This is a genomic window from Nonomuraea sp. 10N515B (assembly GCF_052245915.1).
In the GTDB taxonomy this organism is placed as follows: Bacteria; Actinomycetota; Actinomycetes; order Streptosporangiales; family Streptosporangiaceae; genus Nonomuraea.
In genome coordinates this window covers 77,020-102,519 of sequence record NZ_JBQQBQ010000003.1, presented here as the reverse complement: position 1 = coordinate 102,519, position 25,500 = coordinate 77,020, and the positions used below count along the sequence as shown (strand labels likewise).

24 protein-coding genes are annotated in these 25,500 nt (G+C 69.0%); 8 read left to right on the top strand and 16 right to left on the bottom strand.

Features of this window, described 5'->3' with window-relative positions:
- The first annotated feature begins 29 nt into the window (after positions 1-29).
- Positions 30-791: an SDR family oxidoreductase gene (locus ACTWQA_RS04980; protein WP_327589416.1), complete on the top strand. Its 762-nt coding sequence runs from the start codon at positions 30-32 to the stop codon at positions 789-791.
- 199 nt (positions 792-990) lie between these two features.
- The gene (locus ACTWQA_RS04975) at positions 991-2,304 is read left to right on the top strand and encodes a GH39 family glycosyl hydrolase (RefSeq protein WP_443158105.1); all 1,314 of its coding nucleotides are present in this window, start codon (positions 991-993) and stop codon (positions 2,302-2,304) included.
- Between the two features lie 28 nt (positions 2,305-2,332).
- On the opposite strand, the gene ACTWQA_RS04970 is transcribed toward ACTWQA_RS04975, so the two are convergent.
- From ACTWQA_RS04970 to ACTWQA_RS04915, 12 genes are all read right to left on the bottom strand, one after another.
- Positions 2,333-2,986: a GNAT family N-acetyltransferase gene (locus tag ACTWQA_RS04970; protein ID WP_443158104.1), complete on the bottom strand. Its 654-nt coding sequence runs from the start codon at positions 2,984-2,986 to the stop codon at positions 2,333-2,335.
- Between the two features lie 38 nt (positions 2,987-3,024).
- On the bottom strand, positions 3,025-4,164 hold the full coding sequence (locus tag ACTWQA_RS04965) for a DUF418 domain-containing protein (RefSeq protein WP_443158103.1): 1,140 nt from the start codon (positions 4,162-4,164) through the stop codon (positions 3,025-3,027).
- Positions 4,165-4,278: 114 nt separating this feature from the next.
- On the bottom strand, positions 4,279-7,644 hold the full coding sequence (locus ACTWQA_RS04960; RefSeq protein WP_443158102.1) for a hypothetical protein: 3,366 nt from the start codon (positions 7,642-7,644) through the stop codon (positions 4,279-4,281).
- Between the two features lie 122 nt (positions 7,645-7,766).
- Positions 7,767-9,089 (bottom strand): lipopolysaccharide biosynthesis protein, encoded by a 1,323-nt coding sequence (locus tag ACTWQA_RS04955; protein WP_443158101.1) that lies wholly within the window; start codon positions 9,087-9,089, stop codon positions 7,767-7,769.
- Positions 9,082-9,885 carry a polysaccharide deacetylase family protein gene (locus tag ACTWQA_RS04950; RefSeq protein ID WP_305916425.1) on the bottom strand — a complete coding sequence of 268 codons (804 nt, stop codon included), beginning with the start codon at positions 9,883-9,885 and terminating at the stop codon, positions 9,082-9,084. The genes ACTWQA_RS04955 and ACTWQA_RS04950 overlap by 8 nt, the downstream gene beginning before the upstream one ends.
- Positions 9,882-10,823: a glycosyltransferase family 2 protein gene (locus ACTWQA_RS04945; RefSeq protein WP_443158100.1), complete on the bottom strand. Its 942-nt coding sequence runs from the start codon at positions 10,821-10,823 to the stop codon at positions 9,882-9,884. The genes ACTWQA_RS04950 and ACTWQA_RS04945 overlap by 4 nt, the downstream gene beginning before the upstream one ends.
- A gap of 11 nt (positions 10,824-10,834) precedes the next feature.
- Entirely contained in the window at positions 10,835-11,668 is an 834-nt protein-coding gene (locus tag ACTWQA_RS04940) for a glycosyltransferase family 2 protein (protein ID WP_443158099.1), read from the bottom strand.
- A gap of 141 nt (positions 11,669-11,809) precedes the next feature.
- Positions 11,810-12,940 (bottom strand): GNAT family N-acetyltransferase, encoded by a 1,131-nt coding sequence (locus tag ACTWQA_RS04935; protein WP_443158098.1) that lies wholly within the window; start codon positions 12,938-12,940, stop codon positions 11,810-11,812.
- On the bottom strand, positions 12,937-13,308 hold the full coding sequence (locus ACTWQA_RS04930; RefSeq protein WP_305916421.1) for a hypothetical protein: 372 nt from the start codon (positions 13,306-13,308) through the stop codon (positions 12,937-12,939). Before ACTWQA_RS04930 ends, ACTWQA_RS04935 begins: the two co-directional genes overlap by 4 nt.
- 286 nt (positions 13,309-13,594) lie before the next feature.
- Positions 13,595-15,145: an RNA polymerase sigma factor gene (locus ACTWQA_RS04925; protein ID WP_443158097.1), complete on the bottom strand. Its 1,551-nt coding sequence runs from the start codon at positions 15,143-15,145 to the stop codon at positions 13,595-13,597.
- Between the two features lie 106 nt (positions 15,146-15,251).
- The gene (locus ACTWQA_RS04920; RefSeq protein WP_443158096.1) at positions 15,252-17,033 is read right to left on the bottom strand and encodes a substrate-binding domain-containing protein; all 1,782 of its coding nucleotides are present in this window, start codon (positions 17,031-17,033) and stop codon (positions 15,252-15,254) included.
- Positions 17,034-17,229: 196 nt separating this feature from the next.
- Positions 17,230-17,868 (bottom strand): hypothetical protein, encoded by a 639-nt coding sequence (locus ACTWQA_RS04915; RefSeq protein ID WP_443158095.1) that lies wholly within the window; start codon positions 17,866-17,868, stop codon positions 17,230-17,232.
- 173 nt (positions 17,869-18,041) lie between these two features.
- Here ACTWQA_RS04915 and ACTWQA_RS04910 point away from each other — a divergent pair, with 173 nt between their 5' ends.
- The 3 genes from ACTWQA_RS04910 to ACTWQA_RS04900 all read left to right on the top strand — a co-directional run bounded on the left by ACTWQA_RS04910 (position 18,042) and on the right by ACTWQA_RS04900 (position 21,392).
- Positions 18,042-18,812, top strand: a complete 771-nt coding sequence (locus ACTWQA_RS04910) for a DUF4184 family protein (RefSeq protein WP_443158094.1) — start codon at positions 18,042-18,044, stop codon at positions 18,810-18,812.
- Between the two features lie 29 nt (positions 18,813-18,841).
- A complete protein-coding gene (locus tag ACTWQA_RS04905) occupies positions 18,842-19,651 on the top strand; it encodes a TrmH family RNA methyltransferase (RefSeq protein ID WP_443158093.1) in 810 nt (269 codons plus the stop codon).
- Positions 19,652-19,796: 145 nt separating this feature from the next.
- On the top strand, positions 19,797-21,392 hold the full coding sequence (locus ACTWQA_RS04900; protein WP_443158092.1) for a sulfatase family protein: 1,596 nt from the start codon (positions 19,797-19,799) through the stop codon (positions 21,390-21,392).
- A gap of 14 nt (positions 21,393-21,406) precedes the next feature.
- Here the strand turns inward: ACTWQA_RS04900 and ACTWQA_RS04895 are convergent, their stop codons facing one another.
- Entirely contained in the window at positions 21,407-21,688 is a 282-nt protein-coding gene (locus ACTWQA_RS04895) for a hypothetical protein (protein ID WP_305916414.1), read from the bottom strand.
- A 121-nt stretch (positions 21,689-21,809) separates the two neighbouring features.
- Entirely contained in the window at positions 21,810-22,862 is a 1,053-nt protein-coding gene (locus ACTWQA_RS04890) for a LacI family DNA-binding transcriptional regulator (RefSeq protein ID WP_443158091.1), read from the bottom strand.
- 74 nt (positions 22,863-22,936) lie between these two features.
- On the opposite strand from ACTWQA_RS04890, the gene ACTWQA_RS04885 reads away from it, so the two are divergent.
- Both ACTWQA_RS04885 and ACTWQA_RS04880 read left to right on the top strand, forming a co-directional pair.
- Positions 22,937-23,116 (top strand): hypothetical protein, encoded by a 180-nt coding sequence (locus tag ACTWQA_RS04885; RefSeq protein ID WP_327589434.1) that lies wholly within the window; start codon positions 22,937-22,939, stop codon positions 23,114-23,116.
- 55 nt (positions 23,117-23,171) lie between these two features.
- Positions 23,172-23,750 carry a hypothetical protein gene (locus ACTWQA_RS04880; RefSeq protein ID WP_443158090.1) on the top strand — a complete coding sequence of 193 codons (579 nt, stop codon included), beginning with the start codon at positions 23,172-23,174 and terminating at the stop codon, positions 23,748-23,750.
- Positions 23,751-23,776: 26 nt separating this feature from the next.
- Here ACTWQA_RS04880 and ACTWQA_RS04875 read toward each other — a convergent pair whose 3' ends face one another.
- Positions 23,777-24,619, bottom strand: coding sequence for a D-alanyl-D-alanine carboxypeptidase family protein (locus ACTWQA_RS04875; RefSeq protein WP_443158089.1), 843 nt, complete (start codon positions 24,617-24,619; stop codon positions 23,777-23,779).
- Between the two features lie 105 nt (positions 24,620-24,724).
- Here ACTWQA_RS04875 and ACTWQA_RS04870 point away from each other — a divergent pair, with 105 nt between their 5' ends.
- Complete coding sequence (locus ACTWQA_RS04870) at positions 24,725-24,916, top strand: YegP family protein (RefSeq protein ID WP_305916409.1); 192 nt, start codon at positions 24,725-24,727, stop codon at positions 24,914-24,916.
- Here ACTWQA_RS04870 and ACTWQA_RS04865 read toward each other — a convergent pair.
- Positions 24,911-25,408: a DedA family protein gene (locus ACTWQA_RS04865; RefSeq protein ID WP_443158088.1), complete on the bottom strand. Its 498-nt coding sequence runs from the start codon at positions 25,406-25,408 to the stop codon at positions 24,911-24,913. The two genes, ACTWQA_RS04870 and ACTWQA_RS04865, sit on opposite strands and share 6 nt — an antisense overlap.
- Positions 25,409-25,500: the final 92 nt, after the last annotated feature.

Below are 25,500 nucleotides of genomic sequence, written 5' to 3'. Positions count from 1 at the left end.
CTGACCGGACCCCACGAGGAGCGAGCGCCATGAGCACAGTTGCACTGATCACCGGAGCGGCGAGCGGCATAGGCGCCGCCACGGCGCGGCGACTGTCGGCGGGTGGCGTCAAATGCGTCCTCGTCGACCTCGACGGCGAGGGCGTCGAGAGGCTGGCCAAGGAAGTGGACGGCGCGTGGCTGGCCGCCGACGTCAGCCGCGAGGAGGCCTCGCTCGAGGCCGTGGCGCTGGCCGGGCAGCGATACGGGCGGCTGGACCTGGTGCACCTCAACGCCGGGATCTCCGGCAAGGTGGATCTGGCGGCGTTCGACGCCGAGCGCTACCGCCAGGTGATGGGCGTGAACGTGGACGGCGTGGTCTTCGGCGTACGCGCCGCCGTGCCGCTCCTGCTGCGCTCCGGCGGCGGCGCCATCGTGGTCAGCTCGTCGCTGGCCGGGCTCGTGGGCTACTCCGGCGACCCGATCTACACGATGACCAAGCACGCCGTGGTCGGGCTGGTCAGGGCGCTGGCCGAGCCGCTGGCGGCGCAGAAGATCCGCATCAGCGCCGTCTGCCCGGGCTTCACGGACACGCCGCTGGTGGCCGAGTCGCGGGAGATGTTCGTCAACGCCGGGTTCCCGCTGCTCACGGCCGAGGACGTGGCCGCCGCCGTGGAGTCCGCCTTCTACACTGACGTTCCAGGCACGCTCCTGATCGTCCAGCCCGGCAGGCAGCCGGTCCCCTACCGCTATGCCGGGGTCCCCGGCCCGGCGGGCGGGCAGAGGCCGCCGCTGGGGGACGGCGGTAGCTGAGCGTCAGCTGGGCGTAGACCAACCGTAAGTCTCTTGCAAGTAGGGCGATTACCGTAATCAGGGCTGGGCCATGCTAGGTGCCCAGCCCTGATGACGTCCGCGACCCGTGAGGAGCGTTTCAGTGATTCCGACCGACGGCCGACACGCGCGCCGACGATCGCCCTGGCCCATCGCACTGGGAGCAGGGATCCTCGCGGTCGTGCTAGTGGCAGGCATCATGGTCTATGCCTCGATGCGGACCAAGTCCCGCACCGGGTTCACCGGCGCCGAGGTGGCCACGAAGGTGCCCACCGAGCCCGCGCCCCAGCTCGACCAGCCGCCGGCGCTGGAAACCTGGCCGCGCTGGGGCATCACGCACACCCAGTACAGCGCGGACAACGAGCCGCAGGACGTCGTCGAGCAGGCCAGGGGCGTGCTCGGCCGGGTCCCGATGCTGCAGAACCAGCACATCATGGGCTGGGGCGTCGGCAACCCCGAGCCGAGCCCCGGGCAGTTCAACTTCCGCGACCTCGACCGGCGGCTGAAGTTCATGGCGTCGTCGCGGGCGGTGCCGGTGATCACGCTGTGCTGCGCGCCCGACTGGATGAAGGGCGGGCAGGCCGGGCGTACGGACTGGAACAAGAACCACACGGTCGCGCCCGAGCCCGAGCACTTCGACGACTTCGCCAAGCTGGCCGTGCGGGTGGCCAAGCAGTACCCGACGGTCAAGCACTACATGGTGTGGAACGAGTTCAAAGGTTTCTGGGACCCGGCCACCAACCGCTGGGACGCCAGGGGCTACACCGAGCTGTACAACAAGGTCTATACGGCACTGAAGAAGGTCAACAAGGACATCCAGGTCGGGGGCCCGTACATCCCGATCGAGAGCAACGCCCGCTCGCCCCGCCCCTCGGAGCTGAGCGGCGCGTGGGGGACGATCGACCAGCGGGCCCTGGACGCGATCGAATACTGGATCGACCGCAAGAAGGGCGCCGACTTCATCGTGGTCGACGGCGCCTCCATGACGAACGACAAGGGGAACGTCCCCAACGACTTCGCCGCCCAGGCCAAGTTCAGCGCGATCACGACGTGGCTGCGCGAGAAGAGCGACGACCTGCCGGTGTGGTGGGCCGAGTGGTACGTGGAGCCGGAAAACGCGAACTGGTCGGAGGAAAAGCGCACGGCGGTCCAGGCGACGGCGCTGATGGAATTCGCCAAGAGCGGCGTGACCACGGCCCTGTATTGGAATCCGCAGCAGAAGGACCAGGGCGACTGCGGCGGCTGCCTATGGGCTCCGAAAGTCGGCGACGAAATGCCCATGGCCGGCCTGCTGAGCGGCTTCACGAAATGGTTCCCGACGGGTGTGCAAGTGGCCGACGTGCAGTCCTCGGACGAACGCGTCAAGGTCCTGGGTCAGGAACGCCAGCTCGTGATGGTGAACACCGCGGACGAGGAAGTGACGGCGACGGTGGACGGCAAACAGGTCACCCTGGCGCCGTACGAGATCAGGTGGACGGGCCGGGGCGGCGCATAGGCCCATCTGACTACTAGGGGTCATGTGCTCATGACGGCTGTGGCTGTGTCGCCGGCAGGCCGAAATGGGGAAGGCAGGCCTCCAGGCCGTGGATCTTCACCGGCACCGGGCTGGTGAAGTCGTCCCGGTCCAGACGCAGGCGTTGCTGGATCGCGCGCCGCCCCTGGATCTGATGCACAGACACCCCGTCCGGCCGGTAGCCGAGCTTGCGGGAGACGGCGAGTGACGCCGGGTTGTCCAGGAAGGCGCCGGAGACTGCGGTCTGGGCGCCGAGGCCGGCGAAGGCCAGGTGGAGTACGGCGGCGCGCATCTCGGTGCCGAGCCCGTGCCCCTGGTGGGCGCGGCCCAGCCATGAGCCCGTGTGCGCCTCCCGCGTGACGGCGAAGTCGGTGGCGGTCAGGTCCTGGGCGCCGATCACGCGGCCCTCGTGGACGATGACGAAGTTGCAGTGCCAGCTCTCGGGCTGCCAGCGCGCCATGACTCCGAGGTGGAAGCGGATGACGTTGCCCGGGAGCTCGGCGGCGGGGGCGTCGGTCCACGGCACCCCGAACGGCATGCGGCTGGGATCGTGCACGCCCTCCAGCGCCCGGTCGGCCAGCTCGTCGAGGTCGTCCAGGGAGGGGAACCGCAGTTCGAGCCGGGGCGTGGTAAGGCGCAGGTTGAAGAGAGGCCAGTGGCGCATGTCGGCCCATTGTTCCGGGCCCCGCCTACAAGGTCATCTCATTTACGCGCGACGCCCGGTCTGCGCCAGTACGTGAGGTACCGCAGCAGCCATTCCACCGGCCCGTACCGATGGCCCTTGAGCCACCACCGGCTGTAGAGCACCTGGGCGCCGAAGATGCCGAGGGCGATCAGCACCTCCACCGGCGGGCTGACCCGGTCGACCAGTGCCAGCCCGTACCCCGTGAAGATCAGCGAGCAGATCAGCGACTGCGCCAGGTAGTTGGACAACGCCAACCGCCCGGGCGCGGCCAGAGCACGCCCGATCCGCGGCATAGAGGGCAACAGCCGCAGGAACGTGGCCCCGTATGCGGCCGCCAGCAGCGGGGCCGTCACCAGGTCCACCGCCTCGCCCCAGAACTTGTGCACGGTGCCGTTCCAGGCCGACAGGGTATAGAAGAACGCGCCGCCCAGCCCCACCGTGAAGCCCGTCCACTGGAGCCTGCGCAGCGCCCGCGTGTGAGCGGACAGGTCACGCAGGGCGCCCAGCTTGCCGACGGCCAGGCCGATCAGGCACGCGGCCAGCACCGCGGGCCCCTGGAAGAGCACGCGGAACATGATGATCAGCGACAGTTTGCGGACATGCTCGGAGATGATCTGCCAGACGCCGCCACCCAGGGCCGCGTCCGATCGGGCGGCGTCAGCGGCCGCGGGCGCGACCGTCCCCGACATGTCGTGGCCCGACATCGCCATCAGGGCCAGGAGCACGAAGCCGAGGGCCAGCAGGGCGGTCAGGCCGGCGGCCAGCAGGACCGCCGCCCGGGGCGTGATCCGCCGCAGCACCAGCAGCGCCACGCCCACGGCCGCGTACGTCGTCAGGATGTCCCCCGGGAACAACAACACGGCGTGCGCCAGCCCGAGCAGGAACAGCCCGGCCAGCCGGCGCAGGAACATAGGGACGAACGCGCGGCCGTGCTGGGCGGCCGAGTCGAGCTGGAGCGTGAAGCTGTAGCCGAACAGGAAGGAGAACAGGAGGTAGAACTTGTTCTCCATCAGCAGCGTCACGGACCATCGCACGCCCCAGTCCAGCGACGAGTGGAACGCGGGCTCCGCCAGCCCGGCCATCCGGTAACCGGAGGCCAGGAAGGCGATGTTCACGACGAGGATGCCTAGGAGCGCGAAGCCGCGTAGGGCATCCACAGAAGCGATCCTGGCCGCCGCGGATGGGGCTCTTGCGTCGGAGGTTGCGGAAAGTGTCTTCTGTGTCCTCATCGAGTGACATCATTCCGCACATCCTGAGCGTTTCCTGTGAATTCAGTTATTTTGTGCGATATAGATGAACCGCTCGACGATCACCGCGAAGGCCACCACGAACGCGGGAACCGCCAAGTAGAGCAGCCGCCTGCGGGCCTTCCTGGCCCGGTTCGGGCCGTTCAGCCGGATGACCTCATAGCCGAACAGTGCGACCCATGTCACACCCAGCGCGCCGATGCCCACCGGCGTCCAGGGTGAGGTGGGGTCGCCGCGCCCCGCGTACGGGTTCGGCTCGGGGATCTCCGTGCCGCGGACGAACGTCTTCCACGTGTAGAGCGCCGCGTCCGCGTTCGAGTAGACCCGCTTCAGGTCCGGCGAGGCGTCCAGCGCAGCGCGGAACCTCTCCCCCCAGTCCGCCGAGAAACCCTCGTTGAGCTGCAGGTAGCTCACCTGGCCGCGGCTCACCATGAGGTACGAGTTCCGTGGCGAGTCCTTCAGTTTCTTGACCGCGTCCGCGATCTTCGTCGGGTCCTTGTGCACGAGGGCCTGCAGGTTGAAGCTGACGATCTCGACGTCCCGCTCGCCCCACGGCATGGTGGGCGTGACCTCGGGGCCCTCCTTCGGCACCAGATAGATCACCCTGGCGCTGGGCTTGTCGTGCTCGTAGACGTAGTGCATGGCGCCGACCTCGCCGGCGGTGACCCGCTCGAACTTCTCGTTGCCATACCTGGCCAGCAGGAACGTGAACGCGAACAACACCGCGAAGCAGGCCGCGAGCACGACCGAGAGCTTCTTCGTGAGCTGCGGGTTGAACCGCACGTTCCGCTTGCGCAGCGGCACGGTCTCCTCGCGCACGTCGGCGCTGTCGGCCGGCAGGTTCGGGAAGAACGCGTACGCGGCCAGCAGGCAGGCGCCGGGCAGCGCGAACATGTAGATCCGCAGGCCGATCTCGCCGCCGTAGCTCTGCAGGCCGAGCGCCAGCACCGGCACGCACAGCAGGATCAGCGCCGACCGGTCGAACACCCCGCGCCGCAACCGCCTGAACAGGCCGGCCGCCGCGAGGCTGAGGATGACCACGAGGATGCCGAGGCGGGCCTGCAGCACCATCGCGTGCGCCGGGTCGCTGCCCTCGATCCGGTCGCCGGTGTTGCTGCGCAGGTTCTGCAGGATGTTGCCCAGGCCGCCGAAGATCGCGTCGATCTGGCTCGCCCAGAACCCGACCGTCATGTAGCTGATCCAGGCCAGCACCACCAGCCCGAGGGCGAACGGCAGCGCCCACGTCAGCGAGGTCCGCTTGAAGATCAGGAACGCGGTGACGACGCCGAGCATCATGAAGGGCGTGATCTGGTGCGAGGCCACCGACGCGAAGAACAACGCCAGCAACATCATCAGCATGAGCAGCTTGTCGGCTCGGTACGTGCCGGTGTTGGCCAGCTCGCCCGGCGTCATCGCATCCAGCTTGCCCAGCAGCTTGCGCAGGCCCTTGGTCGGGATCGGCTTGGTCCGCGGCTCCACTCGCCCGAACCAGCGCAGCAGGATCGCCACGAACGCGAGATAGAGGGCGAACGTGAAGCCCTGCGGCGAGAAGTAGTCCTGCCCGATCCACTGCACCAGCACGAACAGCAGCGCCGCGAACCACCGCGCGCGCGTGGTCGCCACGACCTGGCGCAGGATCAGCACGAACGGGAGCAGGTAGAGCAGGTTGGACAGGAGCGGCGTCCACATCAGGATCGGCGTCAGGTCGGTGATGCCGGCGGCCTTCGTCACGAACGCGAACAACGCGAAGAAGCCCGGCCAGCCCATACGGGCGTCGATGCTGATGGCGGTCTCGCCGGTTCTACTGATGAACTCGACGAAACCGGCATGGATGTAGGCAGTGGGGAAGCGCGGCTCGGTCGCCACCAGGGCGCCCGCGCCATGTAGGGCGAACGTGATGGCGGCGATCTGGAACAGGAGCAGGAACTTGCGGTCCGTGCTCTGGGCGACCGTGACGAAGAACGACACGATCATGATGAGAATGGCGATGAAGGCCGTGGCCGGGAGCGCCGAGATCAGGCCCAGGCCGTCGATGTCATTGGGATCCACGCCGCGCAGGGGTCCCGCGGGGACCTTGAGGGCGAGGATGTACATGAGCAGGCCCTCAAGGACCAGCAGGGCGGGCAGCCACTTGGGGGCACTGGCGATCAGCGCGCCGATACGGCCGACGGCGAGGCGCGGCCTGGGAGCCGCCGCCTGCTGCGGCACGGCTTGCTGAGGGTGCTGCGGCACGGCTTGCTGGGGGAGCGCCTGCTGCGGGGCGGACTGCTGGGCGACTGCCTGCTGGGCCACAGCTTGCTGGGGGTGGCCTTGCTGGGGGTGGCCTTGCCGGGGCGGCACGCCCCGAGGGGGACCTGGAGACACGCCCGGGCCTCCCGGGCCCTGCGGCGGCCCCATGGGCTGCACCAATGCGCCCAGCCCGCCAGAACCGGGCCTTCCAGAGGCCGGTCCGCCCCTGGCGGGTGCGCCTCCGGCGGGTCCGGCTCCGGCCGGTCCGCTACCGGCGGGTCCGCCAGCATCAGGTCCGCCAGCGGTCGGTTCGCCGGACGGCCCGCCGGCGGTCGGCTTCCCCGACCGGCCGGCAGGGGTAGGCGTGCCCGTGGGCGACGCGCCGCTGAGCGGTCCTTTGGCCGCCGGTCCGACAGTGGGCAACTTCGCGGTCGGCGCTTCAGCGGGTGTGCCTGTCGCCTTGGATGTCCCCTTCGCGGTCGGCATGCCCTTCCGGGTGGGCGTGACCTTCGGGGTGGGAGTGCCCTTGGCGGCGGGTGTCGTCTCGCTGGGCGGCGTCGGCCCGCCGGCCGGCGTGTCCTTGGGGGTGGACGTCCCCTTGGCGGTCGGCGCCCCCTTGGGGGCGGGCTCCTCCTCGGCGGGCGCACCGGTCGTCGACGCGCCCTTGGACGCGCCCGTCTTCGCACCCGCAGCCCCCTGCTGCGGCCCGCTGGTGGGCTTGGCGGCGCCGGCAGGCTGCGGTCCGCTGGGCGGCTGGGTGCGCAGGCCCGGGTTGGTCGGCGCATTGGCGTCCGAATCGGCCGCCTTCGTCCCCGCTGGCCCCTCAAGCGCGCCGGCCTCAGGAGCGTCGGCCTCAGGAGCGTCGGCCTCAGGAGCGTCGACCTCGGCAGCACCGGTCCCGGTCTCCGACGGGTCGCAGTCAGGCCGTTGGACGGGCATCGAGACGGTCCCGGCGGCCCCCGGGTCCGCTTCCTCCGCCGTAGGCGGCCGGCCGATGTGGAGGGACGGCCCGGGAATCCGGAACGTCGTGGTCTGGTCCGCGGCGGACTCGTCCGTGGCAGCAGAGTCCTCAGCCGCGCCCTCATCGACCTCCGCGGAGGCAGGTTCCTTGTCGAACGTCAGCTTCGGGATCACCCCGGTAGCTTCCGGATCGAAAGGCACGTCTGAATCCTCGTTTCCTCTTGGCTCGGGAGCTCCGCTCCCCTCTCCGTCCTCACGCACGTCCGAGGAGCCCGTGATCCCCGTTGTCATGCCATCGCCGTCCCGTTGCCTCACGTTGACCATCATGCGGTCCCGGACGACCCCTGGATGACAGTCGCCTTCCCTGTTTCATCGAACTTGAGAATTTTACGGAGATTCCCGAAGATCAATATCGCTACGAGCAGCTCGCTGAAGAGCAACCCGTATCCCACCGCGTTCACCCCCGCGAACGGGAACAAGGCGATGGTGGACACCAGCACGAGCACGGCCAGCCCGATCTGCACGATCGCCAGCGACCGCGCCTTGCTCTGCGACCGCAGCGCGCTCAGATAAACCTCGATCAGCACCCGAGGCAACACGGCGAGCGACATCAGCCGCAGCAGCAGAGTGCCCTCTTCGGCGAACTTCGGCCCGAAGATCGTCAGGATCAGGGGCGCCCCGAGGATCGCCACCGCGATCAGCGGAGTGACGATCATGAACGCCCGCCGCAACGCCCGCCGGCAGTTCGCGGCCAGCCGAGCAGGATCGAAAGAGCCCTCGACGGTCAGCGACACCGCCATGTTCATGGCCAGCAGCTCGATCATGCTGGCCAGCGTGTGCGCCATCGAGAAGCGCCCGAACGTGGCCTCGCCCACCTGTGTGGCGATCACGACCGGCACCAGATAGACGATCGCCAGGATCGACAACGTCCCGGGGAAGTCCCCGGCCAGGAACCTGCCGATCTCCCGCAGCCGCGGCGGCGCCTGCTCGCTGTCGGACTCCCGCACGTGCCGGGGCACCACCACGCCGAAGATCAGCCAGTTGACCGGGATCAGCGCGAGCGCCGTCGGGATCACCCAGGAGACGAAGATCCCGCCTTCGGGCAGCGCGGCCGCCAGCGCCACGAGCAGCCCCATCTTGACCAGGCCGAAGATGAAGTTGTTCATGGGCACGAACGTCGCCCTGCGCAGCCCGGTCAGCACCACGTCCTGCAGCGTGAACACGGCCCACACCATCACGGACGCCAGGAAGAACAACCCCGGCCCGAAGCCGCTCAGCACCTGGTAGGTCTGACCCCACATCGGCAGCGTCAGCAGGAAGCCGAGCGCCGCGACCCCGCCCGTGGCGGCGGCCAGGCCGTACCCGCGCAGGATCAGCTCGGGCGTGCGGCGGCCCGCCACCGGCAGGTAACGGGCGAGCGCCCCCACGAACCCGAGTGCGGTCAGCGACGCGAACAGCCGCATCGCCGTGATCACCGCCTGGCCGCGGCCGAACTCCTCCTCGGAGTAGAGCGCGGGATTCGCGGCCAGGAGCCAGTAGCCCATGCCGAGCACGCCGGTGACGACGGTGTTCGCCATGAGGGAGTATCCCTGCCGGAAAAGGGGGTTGCGCAGGTCGCGAAGGATCTTCCCCCAGACGCTAGACATTGCCGCGCACCCGCTGCAGCCCGTACCTCGTGCGCCGCACGACCGCGTACCCCTTGGTGAGGATGCGCTCGCGCAGGTAGATGAGAGGTACGGCGTTGCCTTCGACGGCGCGCTTGAACATGTTGATGGTCGTGCCCTTGCCGACTGTCAGCCGGGGGATGGCGAGCATGTCGTGCCGGTCCGCGGCGATCGTGTTGCTCACCGCGCAAGCTGCGAAATATCCGGCCTTGCGCACTTCTCGCCGCACACGGGCGCTGGAGTACCCGTACGGGTAGGCCATGGTGGCGACCGGCGCGCCGATCTTCTCCTCCAGCAGGCCCTTGTTCCTCCGCAGCTCCTGCCGCATGTCGTCGATGCGGAGCTGGTCGAGCTGGGGGTGGCTGTGGCTGTGGCCGCCGATCTCGATGCCGGTCTGCGCGGCCTCGCGGGCCTGGCCCCAGGACAGCATGTCGTCCAGCGGCCGGCCCGCGGCGTCCTTGCCCGCGTCGGAGACCCAGCCGCTGGTCAGAAAGACCGTGGCCGGGAAGCTGTGCTTGTCGAGCAGCGGCAGCGCCTGGCTGTGGAAGTCGGCGTAGCCGTCGTCGAAGGTCACCACGACGGGCTTCGCCGGCACCTCGTGGCCGTCGATCTTGTTGAGCGCGGCCACCAGGTCGCCCAGCGTGAGCGGGGTGAAGCCGCTCTCCTTCAGGTAGGCGAGCTGCTCGTCCAGGTCCGACGGCCGCACCGAATGCGGGCGGGTCTCGTCATTGGGAGTGTCCGTGACGGAGTGGTACATCAGGATCGGAACTCGGATCATGATCGTGCCACCTTAAGCCGTACGGAACCCACCACGTAGCCCCAGGTCGTCCAGGCCAGCCCGATGACGATCGCGGCCGCCCGGCCCAGCCCGCCCAGGTCGCCGCGCAGAGCCTCGCCGATCCCGCGCAGCGCGCCCAGCGGCAGCGTCTTGAGCGCGTGCGCCCGCTCGCTGGCCAGCCCGTCCTGAGTGCCGACCTCCTGCGTCACCAGGGCCTTCGACAGCCCTTCCGCGTAGCACCTCGACCTGAAGTACGCGAACCGCTCGCGCTGACGGGACACCTTGTGCCCGATCATCGCGCGCGGCTCGAACAACATGACCGAGCCCGGCTTGCGCTGGCTCAGCCGGATGCAGAACTCCGTCTCCTCGCACCCGAGCGGGCGCGACTTGCGTCCCTGCACGCTGCGCCCGATGCCGCTGTGGAACCCGCCCACCTCGGCCACCACGTCCCGCAGGAACGCCGCGTTGCCACCCATCACATTGCGGATCGGCGCACGGACCGACGGCATGCCGCGGTAGGTGCAGCCGACCGTCCAGTCGAACTCGTACGGGAACCACCGCGGCCGCACCTTCGACGCCCACAAGGGGTCGGTACGGCCGCCCACGCCCACCACGCCCGGTTCCTGGAAGCCCTCCTCCAAAGCCTCCAGCCACCTGGGATCGGCGACCGCGTCGTCGTCGAGGAACGCGACGATCTCACCGGTGGCCGTGGCCACACCGGTGTTCTTGCCGCCGGACAGCCCCTGCTCGTGAGTGTTCTCCACCACGATGGCCTGCGGGTATTCAAGCTTGAGCTTGAGGTGCAGGTCGGGGTTGTGGTCGACCACCAGGATCAGCTCGTGTGCCGGGCGTGTCTGGTTCTCGACCGACTCGACTGCCTGCCTGATGTCCTCCCACCGGTCCTCGGTGTAGACGCAGATGACAACAGACGTGTTCACAACGATCCTTCTTAAGCGACGCCTCGGTCAGCGGCAGGAGTGGCGGTCGGCTCAGGCTGAGCGGGAGCGGGCTGGCGACGCCACTCCTTCAGGATGGTCTTGAGCACGCGGAAGCCATCTCGTACGGCGCGCAGGTTGCTCTCGCCGTGAATGCGGTTGCGCTCGTGGCTCGGCACCTCGTGCACCTTCAGCCCGGCCTTGGCGGCCCGCACGTTCATCAGCGTCTCCACCTCGAAGCCGTCGCAGTCGAGGTTGAGCACGTCCAGGTGGCGGGCCCAGAAAGCGTTGTAGCCGTAGCACAGGTCGGTGTACTTGGTGCTGTACATGACGTTGACGATGCCGGTGAGGACCTTGTTGCCCAGGCGCCGGTTCAGCGTCAGGTCGTCGCTGCCGCCCCCCGAGGCGTAGCGTGATCCCTTGACGAAGTCGGCGCCCGTCACGAGCGCGCCCACGAAGTTGATGATCTCGCGGCCGTCGGTCGAGCCGTCGGCGTCGATCATCACGATGATGTCGCTGGTGCACGCGGCGAACCCGGCGGCCAGGGCGTCGCCCTTGCCCTTGCCGGTCTGCGTGACGATCTTCACGTTGGGCCGCAGCCGCTTGGCCACGGCCACCGTGTCGTCAACGGAGTTGCCGTCGACGAGCACGATCTCGTCGATCCACTGCGGGATCGTGGCGAAGACGTGCGGGAGGTTCTCGGCCTCGTTCATCGCCGGCACGACCACGCTCACCGTTGGGGAAATGGCCAGGTGAGGCGTGACGGGCGTGAAGCTCGTGGGCGGTGGCATCGACCGAAGGGGCGAGGTGTGGACCTTGCCGTTGTGCTTGGTGATCTCGGGACTCATGGCGAGGGATTATCCTTCCGGGGCCCTGTGCTGCGGGCCGGCCCAGGCCAGCCCCGGGTGCTGCGGGAATGGCGAAACCGGTGAACGGTGCATTGAAGGGTCCTGTGGAGTGAGGGTGTGCTGCGGGTTTGGGTGGAGCGCTCAGCGTGCTCCGGTCGGTTCCTTGACTACTGCGTTGGATGGCTCCTGCTGCTGCATCGAGGTGCGCACCCGACCGAAGCCCTTGAGGACACGGTCAGCCGCTCTATAAAGAGACGGTCGATCCATGACAATTGTTCGGGCTTTGTTGAAAGGAGTTCGGCCGATCCAGTGGACCGCCGCCGTCGCGGACGGCCGGGAGATGCGGCCTTCGGCGACGTACAGGACCCCGCTCTTGAGCCAGTCTTTGTACTCCTTGCCGCCCTTGCCCATGTCCACCATGTGCAGACCGTTCTTCGCGGCGGCCTCGGCCATCTGGAGATGGTGCACGATGCCGGGCGAATAGCGCGCGTACTCGGTGTCGTAGGCGGGGAACCACCCTACAAGGGTGGTGGCCGTACGGAGGCCGAAATGTCCGGCGACCGGCACGTCACCGGCATAAAGCATGGTGAGGACGCCGGCGAAGTCCGATGAGTTCTCGGCATGCATCATGTCGGTCAATTCGACGATCCACGGCTGGGCGAATCTGTCCACCCGGCCAGTTCTCCGATACTGGTCGGACTTCCAGGCCAGTAACGTCCGCATCACCTCGGGGTCGGCCGAGGCCCACTCGAAGCGCAGCTCGCCCTGCTCGCGACCCATCTTGCGCTCCTTGTAGCGCACGGTCTTGAGGTTTTTCGGCGAGTTGGCCTTGACCTGCTCGATCCAGGCCTCGAAGCCGGAGGTGAAGTCCATGACCGGAGCCGGGCGCACGTCCTGCTCGTAGGGGGCGAACGTCGGCTGCCCGGCCACCAGGTGGTCGAAGTCGAACACGCTGAGCTTGCAGGCCCGCAGCAGGGCCTTGGCGTCCAGCGTCAGGTCCGGGGCCGAGATCAGACCGTGGCAGGTGGTGAGGAAGCCGCCGAGCGGTTTGCCGATGCCGAAGCTGTGCCGCTCGTATGGGAAGAATCCCTTGATGCCGCTTCCATCTGAGATGACCGCCACCCTCACGTAGTCACGCAAGCGGTCCATCGCCACGGCGAACTCGACCGACAGGAACGGGTTGTCCAGACTCCGGTCAGCCTTCTGCAGCTCACGCCATCGGGCCCGCTCGGAGTCTCCGAGCTCTCCCGGCCGAACTACCTGGATGTTCACCTTGCCCTGGCCCCCTGTTCGCTCTGCATGCTCTTCCCCCGGTACAAGACGCGGAGCACGTACATGAACCCGCCGAGCACGGCGACCGTCGCCACACCGGCCCGCGGCGACCACGCGCCGAAGAGCAGCATGGCCTCGGCGAGCAGCACGTTCAGTACGAGACTTGCCGCGGCTCCTACAGATAGAGCGGCCAGTGGGTCACGATCACGCAACAGTCCCACTACGGCCGCACCTGGAACCACCAGAAGGAACAACGAGATCAGGAACGGGCGCAGCGGCGTCTCGATGTCGAACAGCGCCACTACCGCTCCCGCTATGCAGGCCAGCCCCACCAACCAGGCGAGGGCTCTGCGGTGCTGCCTGAGCATCTCCTGTATCTCTCCTGCTCTCACTGGTCAAAAGCGCGGTTTATCGCAGTTCATGGGACCAATCCGCGCCTGAGCACGTCAATGCCGACGCTTGGCGACGCGCTCCGGTTTACCGGCAGGCAGAGATTTCTCGTGTGAGGTTAAACACACGGTCAAGCAGTCTCCGGACGCCGACGCGGCCCCAAGCACACCAGGATGCCCTATGTAGCCTAGGATCTTCGAGTCGGGGTCCGATATATCCCCGATTGTCGTCTAAATATGAGTCTACTGTGACGTTACGCGAGCTTTACCCTGCCATGGTGTCCACTGAGGACGTCCCGAGCCCCGTGGGTGATTCGGTCGGCTCAGGAGTGGGCGTCGGCTCGTCGCTCGGCGGGTCGGATGCCCGGGGCTCCCGGCCGTCCCAAGAGAGCGAGCAGGTCCCGGTGCCGCCGTTCGAGGTGAATGTGACCCGGCCCGTGCCGGCCTCGTTCGGGTCGATCACCGTTACCCAGATCATCACCGAGCCGCCGGTCTTGATCGACCCGCTCGCCGGGAACACGTCCAGGCCCTGAGAGGCGGTCGCCACCCAGGACACCGAGGCGTTGCGGGCGCTGAGCCCGATCTTGGCCGCCCCATCGACTCCCCGTGGGCACGAGACGCCGAGCCTGGCGCCGGGCGCGGGCCTGCGGCGGGTGGCCGTGGGTGCGGCCGCGGGCCTCGTGCTCGGCCGCGCGGCGGCCGGCCGCCCGCTCGGCGTGGGCCCGTCCGACGGGCCGGTGCTCGAGGTCGGGGTCGGGGTCGGCGTCGGCTTCGGTGAGGGAGTCAGGTCATCCTGCTCGGGCACGGCCTCCGGCGTCGGACTCTCTTCGGCGGGGAGGGTGGGGGAGAACTGCAGCGAGGTGGGGTTCGACGCCGTCCCGCCGCTGATCACGACCATGGCGCCCGTCGCGGCCAGCACGCACACGCCCGCCAGCACCACCGGCGCGAGCCTGCGCGGCCGGCGCCGGCGCGAGCGGCGCTCGGCCGGCACCGGGAACCCGGCCCGGTCGAAGCTGTCCCCGCGATCCATGATCAGCGTGCGGGTCTGACCGCGCTCAGGACTGAGACACGTGTCGATCACCCGGCGGCGCAGGGAGATCGGCGGGAACGCGACCGGCACCATGTCCAGGAGCCGCCCGGCCGAGACCTGCCGATGCCGGCCCTCGGTGCACACCTCGCAGCCGCCGATGTGCCCCGACAACCGCCGCCGCAGCAGCGGGGTGAGCGGCCCCTCCCACGAGTCGACCATCGCCGACAGGTCGGGGCAGTGCGCCCGGCCCGTCCTGGCGAGCACCACGGCCGCCGCGGCGATCTCCAGATGGTCGCGGGCCCGGCCCAGCTTGGCGGCCGCCTGTCGCGAGGTCAGCGCCAGCACCGCGCCGGCCTCGGACGGGGTCAGGCCGTGGCGCAGCGACAGTTCCAGGACCTCCCGCTCGCTCTCGCCGAGCTCGCCCAGCGTCTCGTGAACCAGGTCGGCGAGCTCCGGATCCGCCTGCTCCTCCAGGTCGGGAAGCTCTTGTGCAGGGGTGCTCCGGTGCGCCATCCTGGCCCGCACCTGGAATCTGGCCAGCGCGTACAGCCAGGCCCGCAGCCGGCCCGGCTCCCTCAGCCGCTCCACGCACCCCTGCGCGGTGACGAGGGCGTCGTGTACGGCGTCCGTCGCCAGGTCCCGGTCCCCGGCCAGGGAGAAGGCGTAGTCGTACAGCCGCTCTGCGTAGGAGTCGAAGAGTTTGGCGGGAGCGTCGGCGTCCGCGCGCCGCAGAGCCTCCACGAGCTCCTGATCACCGGCGCGATCGACGGTCGGCCATCCAGGCACGGATCCCTCCCCGCAGGTACGACGGGCACTCAAGCCCCACGCGGAGAGGACGCGGCCTAGTTTGTCCAGGTTCGCCCCTCATGCCCATTGGGCATGAGAGGTGAACTCAGCCGTCGCAGTTCGGGGAGCAGAGGCGGCGCTCCATGCCCTGCAGGAAGAAGTCGCGGACCTGCAGGATGTTCTTGGCGATGTACGCCTCGCCGCCGGTCGCCTTGGCCAGCGCGTCCATCCGCTGCTTGCCGGGCGCGGCGTCCGGGCCGAAGGCGATGATGATGATGCTGACCGGGCGCTTGGGGTCGTAGGTGTCCTTCAGGAACTGCAGGATCGCCGGATTCTTGATCCCGCCATCGGGGTCGTCGTTGCCCGCGCCGTCCGTGAGGATCAAGAGCGTGTTGATCTTGTCCTGCTGGTACGTCTCGGTCATCTCCGTGTACGCGGCCTTGAGCGTGTCGTTAAGCCCCGTGTCGCCCGTCGCCTTGGCCTGGATCGTGGTGAGCTGCCTGACCAGCATGTCCTTGCGGAGGACGCCGTCGATGCTCTCGGTGAGCGGCCCCAGGGAGACGATCTCCTTCCAGTCCTTGCCGCGGCCGTCCAGATGCGTGGAGAACGTCCACACGCCCAGTTCGGAGTCGGCGGGGAACAGGCCGAGACCCTCAGTGGCGATCTTGCCGATGGCCTGCATCCGGGTCATGCCCGTGCCCGGCACCGGCAGCGCCATCGTGCCCGAGACGTCGAGCAGGGTGAGCAGGCGTGAGCCCAGGTTCAGCCTGGACCAGGTCTGCACCATCCGCGCCACGGTCGCTCCGTCGGGAGCGGGCAGCGCCTGCGGCGTCTCCGGAGTGAACCCCTTGTCCTTCGTCAGCACGTCGCCCGCCTTGCCGTCCGCGCTGCGGAAACCGGCGTCACGCAGGACCTTCTTGGCCGGATCCGTGGACAGCTCCTGCTTGAAGTCCGCCGCAGCCTTCTGCGTGGCCGGATCCTTGGTGAGGATCGTGACCGGGTAGTCGAGGCTGAGCGTGCCCTCCTCCGGATAGAGGGCCACCACCGGAGCCTCCGGCTTCTTCGTGTTGTGCGCGTAGATGGCCTGCTCGGAGGCCACGCCCACGGGCACCTTGCTGCCGGACTTCACGGTGAGGCTGGCCAGCAGCGCCGTCGAGTCGGACGCGAGCTGGCCCGACAGCTCCTTCAGCGCGCCCACCAGCGCCTTGTCCTGCCCGGCTTCCTTGGCCGTGCCCGCCGCGGCCACCAGCGCGGCCAGGCCCGCGGAGTTCTTCTGCGGGTCGAGGGCGAGCACGCGGACCTGCTTGCCCGGGCCGTCCACGTTCGCCACGTTCGCCGCTGCGATCATGCTGGACCAGCTCGGCTTGAGGGCGCTGGACAACTTCGCCGCGGCCGACTTGGCCGCCGCCAGCACGACGGGGGAGGTGGCGATCGAGACCTCGGGCTCGGGCAGCGCCTTGCCCGCCGGGGTCCTGCGCATGCTCTCCAAGAGCAGGCTGGAGTCCGCCACCCAGAAGTCGGCGGTGGCCTTGCCCGCGGCCAGCGCGTTGGCCGTCCTGGCCGCCGCCTCCTTGGCCACCGTCACGTCCACGCACTTGCCGTCGATCGAGTGCATGGCCTTGTTATAGTTATTCGCGATCTTGCTGAGCGACGGCTCGATGTCGGGAGTGGCGACGACGCGCAGCGCGAGCTTGCCGCCCGAGCAGTCGTGGTCGCGGTTGAAGATGACGAACGCGGCCACACCGAGGAGCACGGCCAGCGCCACGGCGCCGGCCAACGGCACGAGAACGCGGCCCCGGCTGCTGCGGCGCCTGCGGGAGGGGGGTTCGCTGGCTCGGTATCCGCCGCCGTATCCGCCGTCGAGCTCGTCTGTGCGGTGTCGCCCCACGATGTCCTCTTAGGTGTGTTGAGACCTTCCGGAGACCCTAGCGGGAGATGCTCCGCAATACTCCGGGAACGATACTCGGTGCGGTCAGTGGTGCAAAACAGCCCTTTTGATGCGGCAATTACGCTCTGTGGCCATCGCTGGTCGCAACTGTGACCGAAGTGCCAGCAATATACGGGGTTGTGGACTGGATGGTTGTTCAGTGGGAGCAGACGTGGCCGCGCCAGGCCCGCTTCCCCTCCCGTACCGCGACCGCCGCCAGCATCAGCGCCACGGCCGGATCCACCCACCACCAGCCCAGGGTGTTGAGCCACAGCCCGGCCAGGACGCCGGCCGCCATCGCCCCGCAGATCAGATTCTGCATGCCCTCGCCCGACGTGGCCGCCGAGGCCAGCCGGCGGCCCAGCCGCCGCTTGGCGAGCCCCAGTGCGGGCATGCCGGCCAGGCTGCACGCCGTCACCACGATGCCCAAGGCGGTCGGCGTCGCCCGGTGGCCCTCGCCCAGGTCGTAGGCCACGTGTACGACCAGATAGGGCGCGAGCAGCCAGAAGCTCAGCGCGATCGCCTTCCTGGCGGTGCTCTCCGCGCCCGGCGACAGCGTGCGCGCCCCGGTGAACCGCCACAGCACGATCAAACTGGCCGCCGCCTCCACCAGTGCGGACAGCGCCCATCCGATCAGCGCCACCGAGTGCGCGGCCAAGCCCGCCGCCAGGCCGAGCGTGCTTTCGACACCCAGCCAGGCGAGCGTGGCGACGGACAGCCAGCGGGCCGTGCGGGCCGCGCGGAGCCAATCGGCTGACGCGGCCGGATGCTCATGAATCCGCTGATCAGGCACCATGAACCCCCGAACTCCCGGCTATCCGGCCGTCGACAGCGAACTGTTACTTACCCATCACGCATCGTTATCCTGGAAGACGAAGGCAAAGGGATGGTCCAGTTCCGCACATAATGAGCGCTGATCGTTGGGGACGATTCGGGACTCTTCACGACTCTTCGGGGGAGGGCAAGTCTGTGCCGTTCACGCCCAGTCACATCGCCGCGGTGGTGCCGTTGATCATGTCATCACGGGTACGCAGATTCGCCGATCCGTGGGCGTTGGCGATGGGAGCGATGGTCCCGGACCTGCCGATCTTCCTCCCTTTCCTGCCTGACTACACCAACTGGCACTCCTGGCTCGGCGTCGTCACCATCGACCTGGCCGCGGTGCTGATGCTGGTGCCGCTGTTCCACTGGATCTTCAGGGACCCGCTGACCTCCTTGCTCCCGCCGTCGCTGGCCGGCCGCGCCGCGCTCTTGGCCCCGGACCGGCTACGGCCGCTCCCCATCGCCGCGGGCGCGGTGCTCGGCGCGGCGACTCACGTCGTGTGGGACTCCTTCACCCATTCCACCGGCCCGGCGGAGTGGGGTCCATGGTTGTCCGTGTCGGTCTTCGGGGTGATCAGGCTGTTCCGCCTCCTGCAGTACATGTCGTCGGCGATCGGGCTGGCCGTGGTGGTGTGGTGGGGGTGGCGGGAACTGTCGAGGATGGCGGCGGCGCCCGTGCCGGACCGGTTGCGGATCTCCTCGCGCACGCGCTGGACCGTCCTGGCGGCCGGCGCCGCGGGGGCCGCCGCCGGCGCGCTCCTCTGGCCTCTGGTGGACGAGCCCAACCCGGTGTTCGGCCTGCCCGGCCTGATCACCAAGGTCGGCGCGGGCACGGTGATCGGCCTGTGCGCGGTCCTCACCTGCTACGCCATGGTGTGGCAGGTCAGGCGGCGCATGACGGTGGCTGAAGGCACTTGAGCGCCTCGCCGGCTGGCAGTATCGGGAGCGTGCTGGAGTACGTAACCGACGCCGACGACCCGCGCCTTTCCGACTACACCCGTCTGCGGGACATGGAGCTGCGCAAGAGCCTGGAGGCCGAGCGCGGCCTCTTCCTCGCCGAGGGCGAGAAGGTGATCAGGCGTGCCATTGGCGCCGGCTACCCGATCCGCTCTGTGCTGACCACGGGCCGCTGGCTGCCCTCGCTGTCCGACGTGCTCGGTGACGCCCTCGTCTACGTGGTGAGCGACGAGATCATGTCGGGCATCGCCGGTTTCCCGGTCCACCGCGGCGCCCTCGCCTCCATGGAGCGGCTCCCGCTGCCCTCGGTCGACACTCTGCTCAAGGGCGGGACACGGCGGCTGCTGGTGCTGGAGGACCTGGTCGACCACTCGAACGTCGGCGCGATCTTCAGATCGGCCGCCGCGCTGGGGGTGGACGCGATCATCCTGTCGCCCCGGTGCGCGGATCCGCTCTATCGGCGGGCGGTGAAGGTCTCGATGGGGGCGGTGTTCTCGATCCCGTACGCGCGGATGGACGACTGGTTCGACGGGCTCGCCCGGTTGCGGGAGGCGGGCTACCAGACCCTCGCCCTGACCCCAGATCAGGCCGCCATCCCGATGGACGAGGTCGTCTTGGCGGATCGCGTGGCGCTGCTGCTCGGCGCCGAAGGGGATGGGCTGTCGTCCCACTGGCTGGAGGAAGCCGATCAGGCGGTGTGCATCCCGATGAGCGCGACGGCGATGGCCGCCGGCGTGGACTCACTGAACGTGGTAGCCGCCGCCGCGATCGCCTGCCACGGGTTGATGCGCGCCACGTGACCTGAACCGTTCGCGCTCCCGCACGCGATCGGCCCTGCCGACCGTTCCCTGATCATGGGATGAATCGGTCGATTGTTCACGATGTCGGACATTAGCGTACATTGCAGCCCTGAGCTCCCTCCCTCCGTAAAGGGCTGTCATGTCCATGCGCGCGAAAATCCTGCGAGCCTGGGCGATGGTGTTGGCCGTCGTCCTGGTTCTGACCACCGCCGGCCAGGCGAACGCCGCGAGCGTCGTCGCCAAGCCTGAGCGGCCGAATATCATCTTCTTCCTGGTCGACGACCTGTCGGCCGAGCTGCTCCAGTACATGGACGCCGTCAAGGGCCTGGCCAAGGGCGGCACCACGTTCGGCAGTTACTACGTGGCCGACTCGCTCTGCTGTCCGTCGCGGGCCACGATGTTCACCGGGCAGTTCCCGCACAACACCGGCGTGCGCACCAACGAGGGCTACGACAGGGGCGGCTACCGGGCGTTCGCGCCGCACGAGGGCCGCACCTATGCCACCGCGCTGCACCAGGCCGGCTACCGCACCGGCTACCTGGGCAAGTACGTCAACGAGTATCCGGCGGGCGAGGGCTACAAGGTGCCGGCCGGTTGGGACGAGTGGCATGTCGCGGGGGCCGGCGGCTACAACGAGTACAGGTACCAGCTCACTCGCTACATCAAGGAGCAGACGCCCGGCGCCAGGCCCCGTGACCCGTCCGACGGCACCTATCTGGTGGACGAGCTCGGGAAGCGGGCGGTCGGGTTCATCGAGCGCTCCCGCCGGTACGCGCCCGACGAGCCGTTCTTCCTCCAGGTCTCGCCGTTCTCGCCACACGCCAGGGTCGACGTCAAGCCGGGTGACAAAGAGCCGCGTTTCCCGCCCGCGCGGCGTGACCGGCCGAAGACCAAGTGGCCCGCCGGCGAGTTCCCCCACGGGGACTGCGGCGGCGTCGACTGCGCCGACATCGATGTGACCACGCTGCCCGCGTTCAACGAGGACACCGCGGACAAGCCCTCGTGGGTACGGCGGGAGCCGATCGAGCCAAAGCTCATCAAGGAGCTGCGCACCGACTTCCGCAACCGGATCCGCATGGTGCAGTCGATCGACGACATGGTCGAGCGCGTGCTGTCGACGTTGACCGAGCGCGAGCGTCGGAACACGTACGTGGTGTTCACCAGCGACAACGGTTTCCACTTGGGCCAGCATCGCCTGCTCCGCAACAAGTCCACCGCCTATGATCACGACGTCCGGGTGCCGCTGCTGGTCAAGCGCCCGGCCGCGGGACGGCAGGGCGATCTCGTGACCGGTGCCATCGTCCAGAACGTGGACCTGTTCGCGACCTTCCTCGACATGGCCGGCATCGATCCGGCGCTGCGTGACAGCCGCGACGGACGCAGCCTGCTGCCCCTCATCCAGGGCCGCCCGGTGCGGGACTGGCGCAACGCGGCGCTGATCGAGCACGTCAAGCCGAAGCCGGCCACGCCGGGCTTCGATCCCGACGTGGACTCGCGCAAGGTGGGGAACGCCACGCCGCCCACGTACGGCGCCGTGCGCACCGCCGGAGAGCTCTATGTCGAGTACGAGGGTGATCCGAAACCCGAGTACTACAACACCGTCACCGATCCCCACCAGGAGTCCAACGACCCGGGCAACCCCAGGACGGCCGGCCTCGCGCAGGCTCTCGACGACCTGGATAGCTGCGGCAAGCCGGGCAGGACGAACTGCTGGGACGCCGCGCACCTACGCGAGCCGTAGGGCTTGGAGGACTTTCAAGGCTGGTCGGTGAGCCAGGCGGGGTAACCGTCGAGGTCGTGGCTCACCGGCCGGCTGACGATCGGGCCGTTCTCGCCGCTTCCTCTGATGTGCTGTTCGAGGGTCGGCGCGTGCTGGTCCGTCGTGATGAGCGTGAGTTGCCAGGCGTTCGCGGACGGGTGGGGCACCTCGTCGATGTCGATGGACGTCGCCAGGCCCGCACGCAGGATGCCGTGCGCCACCGCGGCCGCTTTCGTGCGGCCTTCGATCGTCGCGCGGACCTCGATGAACTCCGCCATGGCACATTCCCTCTCAAATGGCCTGAAATTCCGACGCCACTCGCATGAGCGACTGAACCGTACCCCATGGGATGTGTCATGGAACAGGGGCGGATCGCGCCCCAAACCCGCCAGGAGGCGCCTAACGCTCAGGGGGCGGGGCGGTCGAGGAGCGGACGACGAGCTCGTGGGGGAAGAGCAGCCGCTCGGGCTCGGCCGCGTCCCCCGACAACAGCAGCCGCCCCGCGGTCTCGCCGATCTCCTGCTTCGCCTGCCTGATCGTGGTCAGCCCGGCCTCCTCGGCGGCGCTGTCGGAGAACCCCACCACCGACAGCTCCCCGGGCACCCCGATCCCCAGGTCGGCCGCCGCGTCCAGCACGCCCAGCGCCAGCACGTCGGTGTTGGTCAGGATCGCGGTGGGCCGCGGAGAGCGGCCGAGCAGCGCGTGCCCCGCCTTCCTCCCCGCCTCACGCGAGTTGCGCGCCACCTCGTAGAACGGCACCCCCGCCCACGCCAGCCCGGCCTCCTCGCACGCGCTCTGGTAGCCGCCGCGCCGCCCCCGCATGGCCTCGAACACCGCGCCTTCCTGCCGCGCCGGGTCGGCCCAGCCGGTGTAGCCGTCGTCGTTGAGCCCCACCATGGCCACCCCGATCCGGCGATGACCCAGCTCCAGCAGGTGCCGCGCGGCCGCCGCGCCCGCCGCGGGCTCGTCGATGCCGACGAAGGGGTGGCCGGGCACGTAGGGCTCGTCCACGATCACCACCGGCAACTTCCTGGCCAGCACCTCCGCCAGCGCGGGGTGCCCGTCCGGCAGCGACACGACGCAGAAGGCGTCCACCACCGCGTCGCGCACGGTCTCGCTGCGCCGGTCGCCGTGCGGCAGCGGCAGGATGAGCAGCCCCACTCCCGCGTCCTCGGCGGCCGTGGCCAGCCCTTGGAAGAACCCGATCGCGTAGGGGTCGGCGAACGCGTACGCCAGTGTCTCGCTGAAGATCAGTCCGAGCGCTCCCGCCCGGCCGAGCCGCAAGGACCGTGCCGTCGGATTGGGCCCCGCATAGCCGAGCTCGTCGGCCACCTCCATGATCCGCTGCCGTAGCCCTTCGCTGAGCTGGTCGGGGCGGGAGAAGGCGTAGGACACGGTGGCCCGGGACACGCCGAGCCGGTCGGCGATCGTCTGGAGTGTGACCCTGGCCATCGTCCCACCGTACCGAAGACCTTGTGATGCTGCTCTTAATCAATTAAGGTCTTAATTGATTAAGGAGGAGATCGATGGATGCCATGCACGTCCTCGCGCATCAGACCGCGATGGGATACCGGGAGTCGCTGAGTGCGGCGCTGCCGGGTGCGCCGCGCAGGCCGCATCGGGACCGGAGCCGCGTTCGCGTACGGCTGGCGCACTCGCTCAGGTGGACGGCCGACCGCCTGGATCCGGTGTGCCGCACGGCGTGATGCTGCAGAATGTGACGGGCCGATTACCTAGACAGATTTACCCAGGGAGGGGTCCGTGAAAATGACCTGGATCATCGCAGTCGCGGCCGCGGCCGGCCCGCTGACCGCCGACGTGGCGCACGCGCTGAGTCCGCCCGTGGCCGGTGGTCTGCGAAGTCCGGCCGCGACCTCGCCGGCCGCCCTGATCTGCGCCGTCGCCACGCCACCCGGCCGGCCGCTGGTCTTCGACCCATGGGTCGGGCTCGCGCCCCGGCGCGCCGCGGTCCGCGGTCACCTCCAGCTCACGGGCTGCACGTCGCCGGACGGCTCGGCGACCGGACTGCGCTCCGGCTGGGTCGCGTTGAAGGCCGACGGCGTGCTCTCGTGCACGAGCGCGCGCCGCGTCCGCGGTCGCGCGGTCATCACCTGGTTCGGCGGGGACGGCCGCCCCGTCGGCACCTCGAGCTTGCGCGGCGGGGGCGACTCTCTGGCCACCCAGCGCCCGGCCGACACCCTGCTCACCGGCGCCGTCACGTCGGGGGCGCTCGGGGGTGCGCGGACGCGCGGCGGCATCGCGCCCGACACGGGCCTGCTCGGCTGCGCCGCCCAAGGTCTGGAGCGCCTCAACGGCGCGGGCCACATGACCTTCAGCTAGCACCGTCCCTCTCCGCCCCCTCCCGGCTAGCCTTCGATGATCTGCTCTTCGGCGTAGTCGAGCAGCTGTTCGGCCGTGGTGAAGCGGCGCTCGTTCGTGTCGTTCAGCAGCACGCCCACCACCTGCCGACCGGCGCGCTCGCCCGCGAACAACAGGCAATATCCGGCCGCGTTCGTGTATCCGGTCTTCACACCCAGCACCCCGTCCGCCCGTGACAGCAGCTTGTTGGAGTTGCGCCACGTGTGCGCCCGGTGCAGCGCGGTCTTGCCCACCATGTGCAGCTTCTTGCCGACCACGCTCCTGAACGTGCTGCTCGCCAGCGCGTGCTGGGCCAGCTTTGCCTGGTCGATCGCCGTCGAGTAGCCGCCGTTGGCCGGTGTGGGCATGCCGTCGGCATTGGTGTAGCGGGTGCCGGTCAGGCCCAGGGCGCGGGCGGTGTCGTTCATCTTGGCGACGAAGGCCGTCTTGCCCGGGCCGTAGCGGCGGGCCAGGGCGTTGGCCGCGTCCGCTCCTGAGGGCAGCATGAGCCCGTACAACAGGTCCCTGACCGTGAGGGTCTCGCCCTTCTTCAGCCCCGCCGTGGTGGCGCCGCCATGGGCGGCGTACTTCACGTCGGTCGCGGTGATCGTGATCGTGTCGCTCAGCCGGGCCTCGCGCAGCACGACGTACGCCGTCATGACCTTGACCAGGCTGGCCACCGGGACCCGCCGCGTCTCCCGCTTGCCGAAGTGGACCGTTCCCGTCGAGTCGACGACGTACGCCGACGAGGCCATCACGCTCGGCGCGTCGGCCGCGGTAGCGGTAGCGGGGGAGGAGACCCCCATAACCACCGCGGGTACGGCACAGCTGATCAATCCCGCAATACGCATGCCAAACATGTTGGCAGGAGATCAACGGTTCGTTTGCGAAGTAGCGCCATAAGGCCCCATCAGGCATGGGTAAACGAATCTTAGATCGAGGAGGAGGGGGCGACCGTGGCGGGCAGGTTCGTGATCAGCGAGGACGGGCAGGGCGGCTTCCGCTTCGCGCTCGTCGCGAACAACGGGCAGACGCTGGCGGTGGGGGAGGGCTATCCGACCAAGGTCGCCTGCGTGAACGGCATCGAGACGGTGCGCAGGAACGCCGTGGACGCCGTCATCGAGGACCAGAACGGGAAGGAGCTATGACACCAGGAGCGTCTCGTCCACGGCGCGTCGCCTTCTCCTGCGCCGCCGCACCATGAGCAGGGCCGCGGCCGCGACGGCCACCACGGCGACGACCGCCGCCGTGACAGGCGAGCGCACGGCCAGCTGGAGCCAGCCCCAGAGGCCGAACCACCACAGGGGCGCCCAGGTCAGGCAGCCCAGCGCGCTGGCGACCACATACCAGGGATAGGACACCCGCAGCGCGCCCGCCACCCACGGAAGCGTGTGCCGCAGCATGGGCACCCAGAAGCACCCGTAGACGGCCAGCGCCCCCCACTTCTCGACGACCCGCTCGACCTTCTCGATCCGCTCACGGCCCACCTTGACGCCGATGCGCGAGTCGTAGAGCTTGTCGCCCAGCTTGCGGCCGACCCAGTAGTAGACCTGGAACGCGCCGAACAGGGCGAGGATCAGGATGGCGCCCACCAGCCAGTATGGCAGGCCCAGCCAGAACGGCCTGGCGAAGTCGTCCATCGGCCCGCCCTTCCTGAAGCCTTAGGTCAGCCTTACCTTAGTTCAAGGTGCAAGTGATGGCCACACCGGCTTGCAAGTCGCCCGCAAAAGGT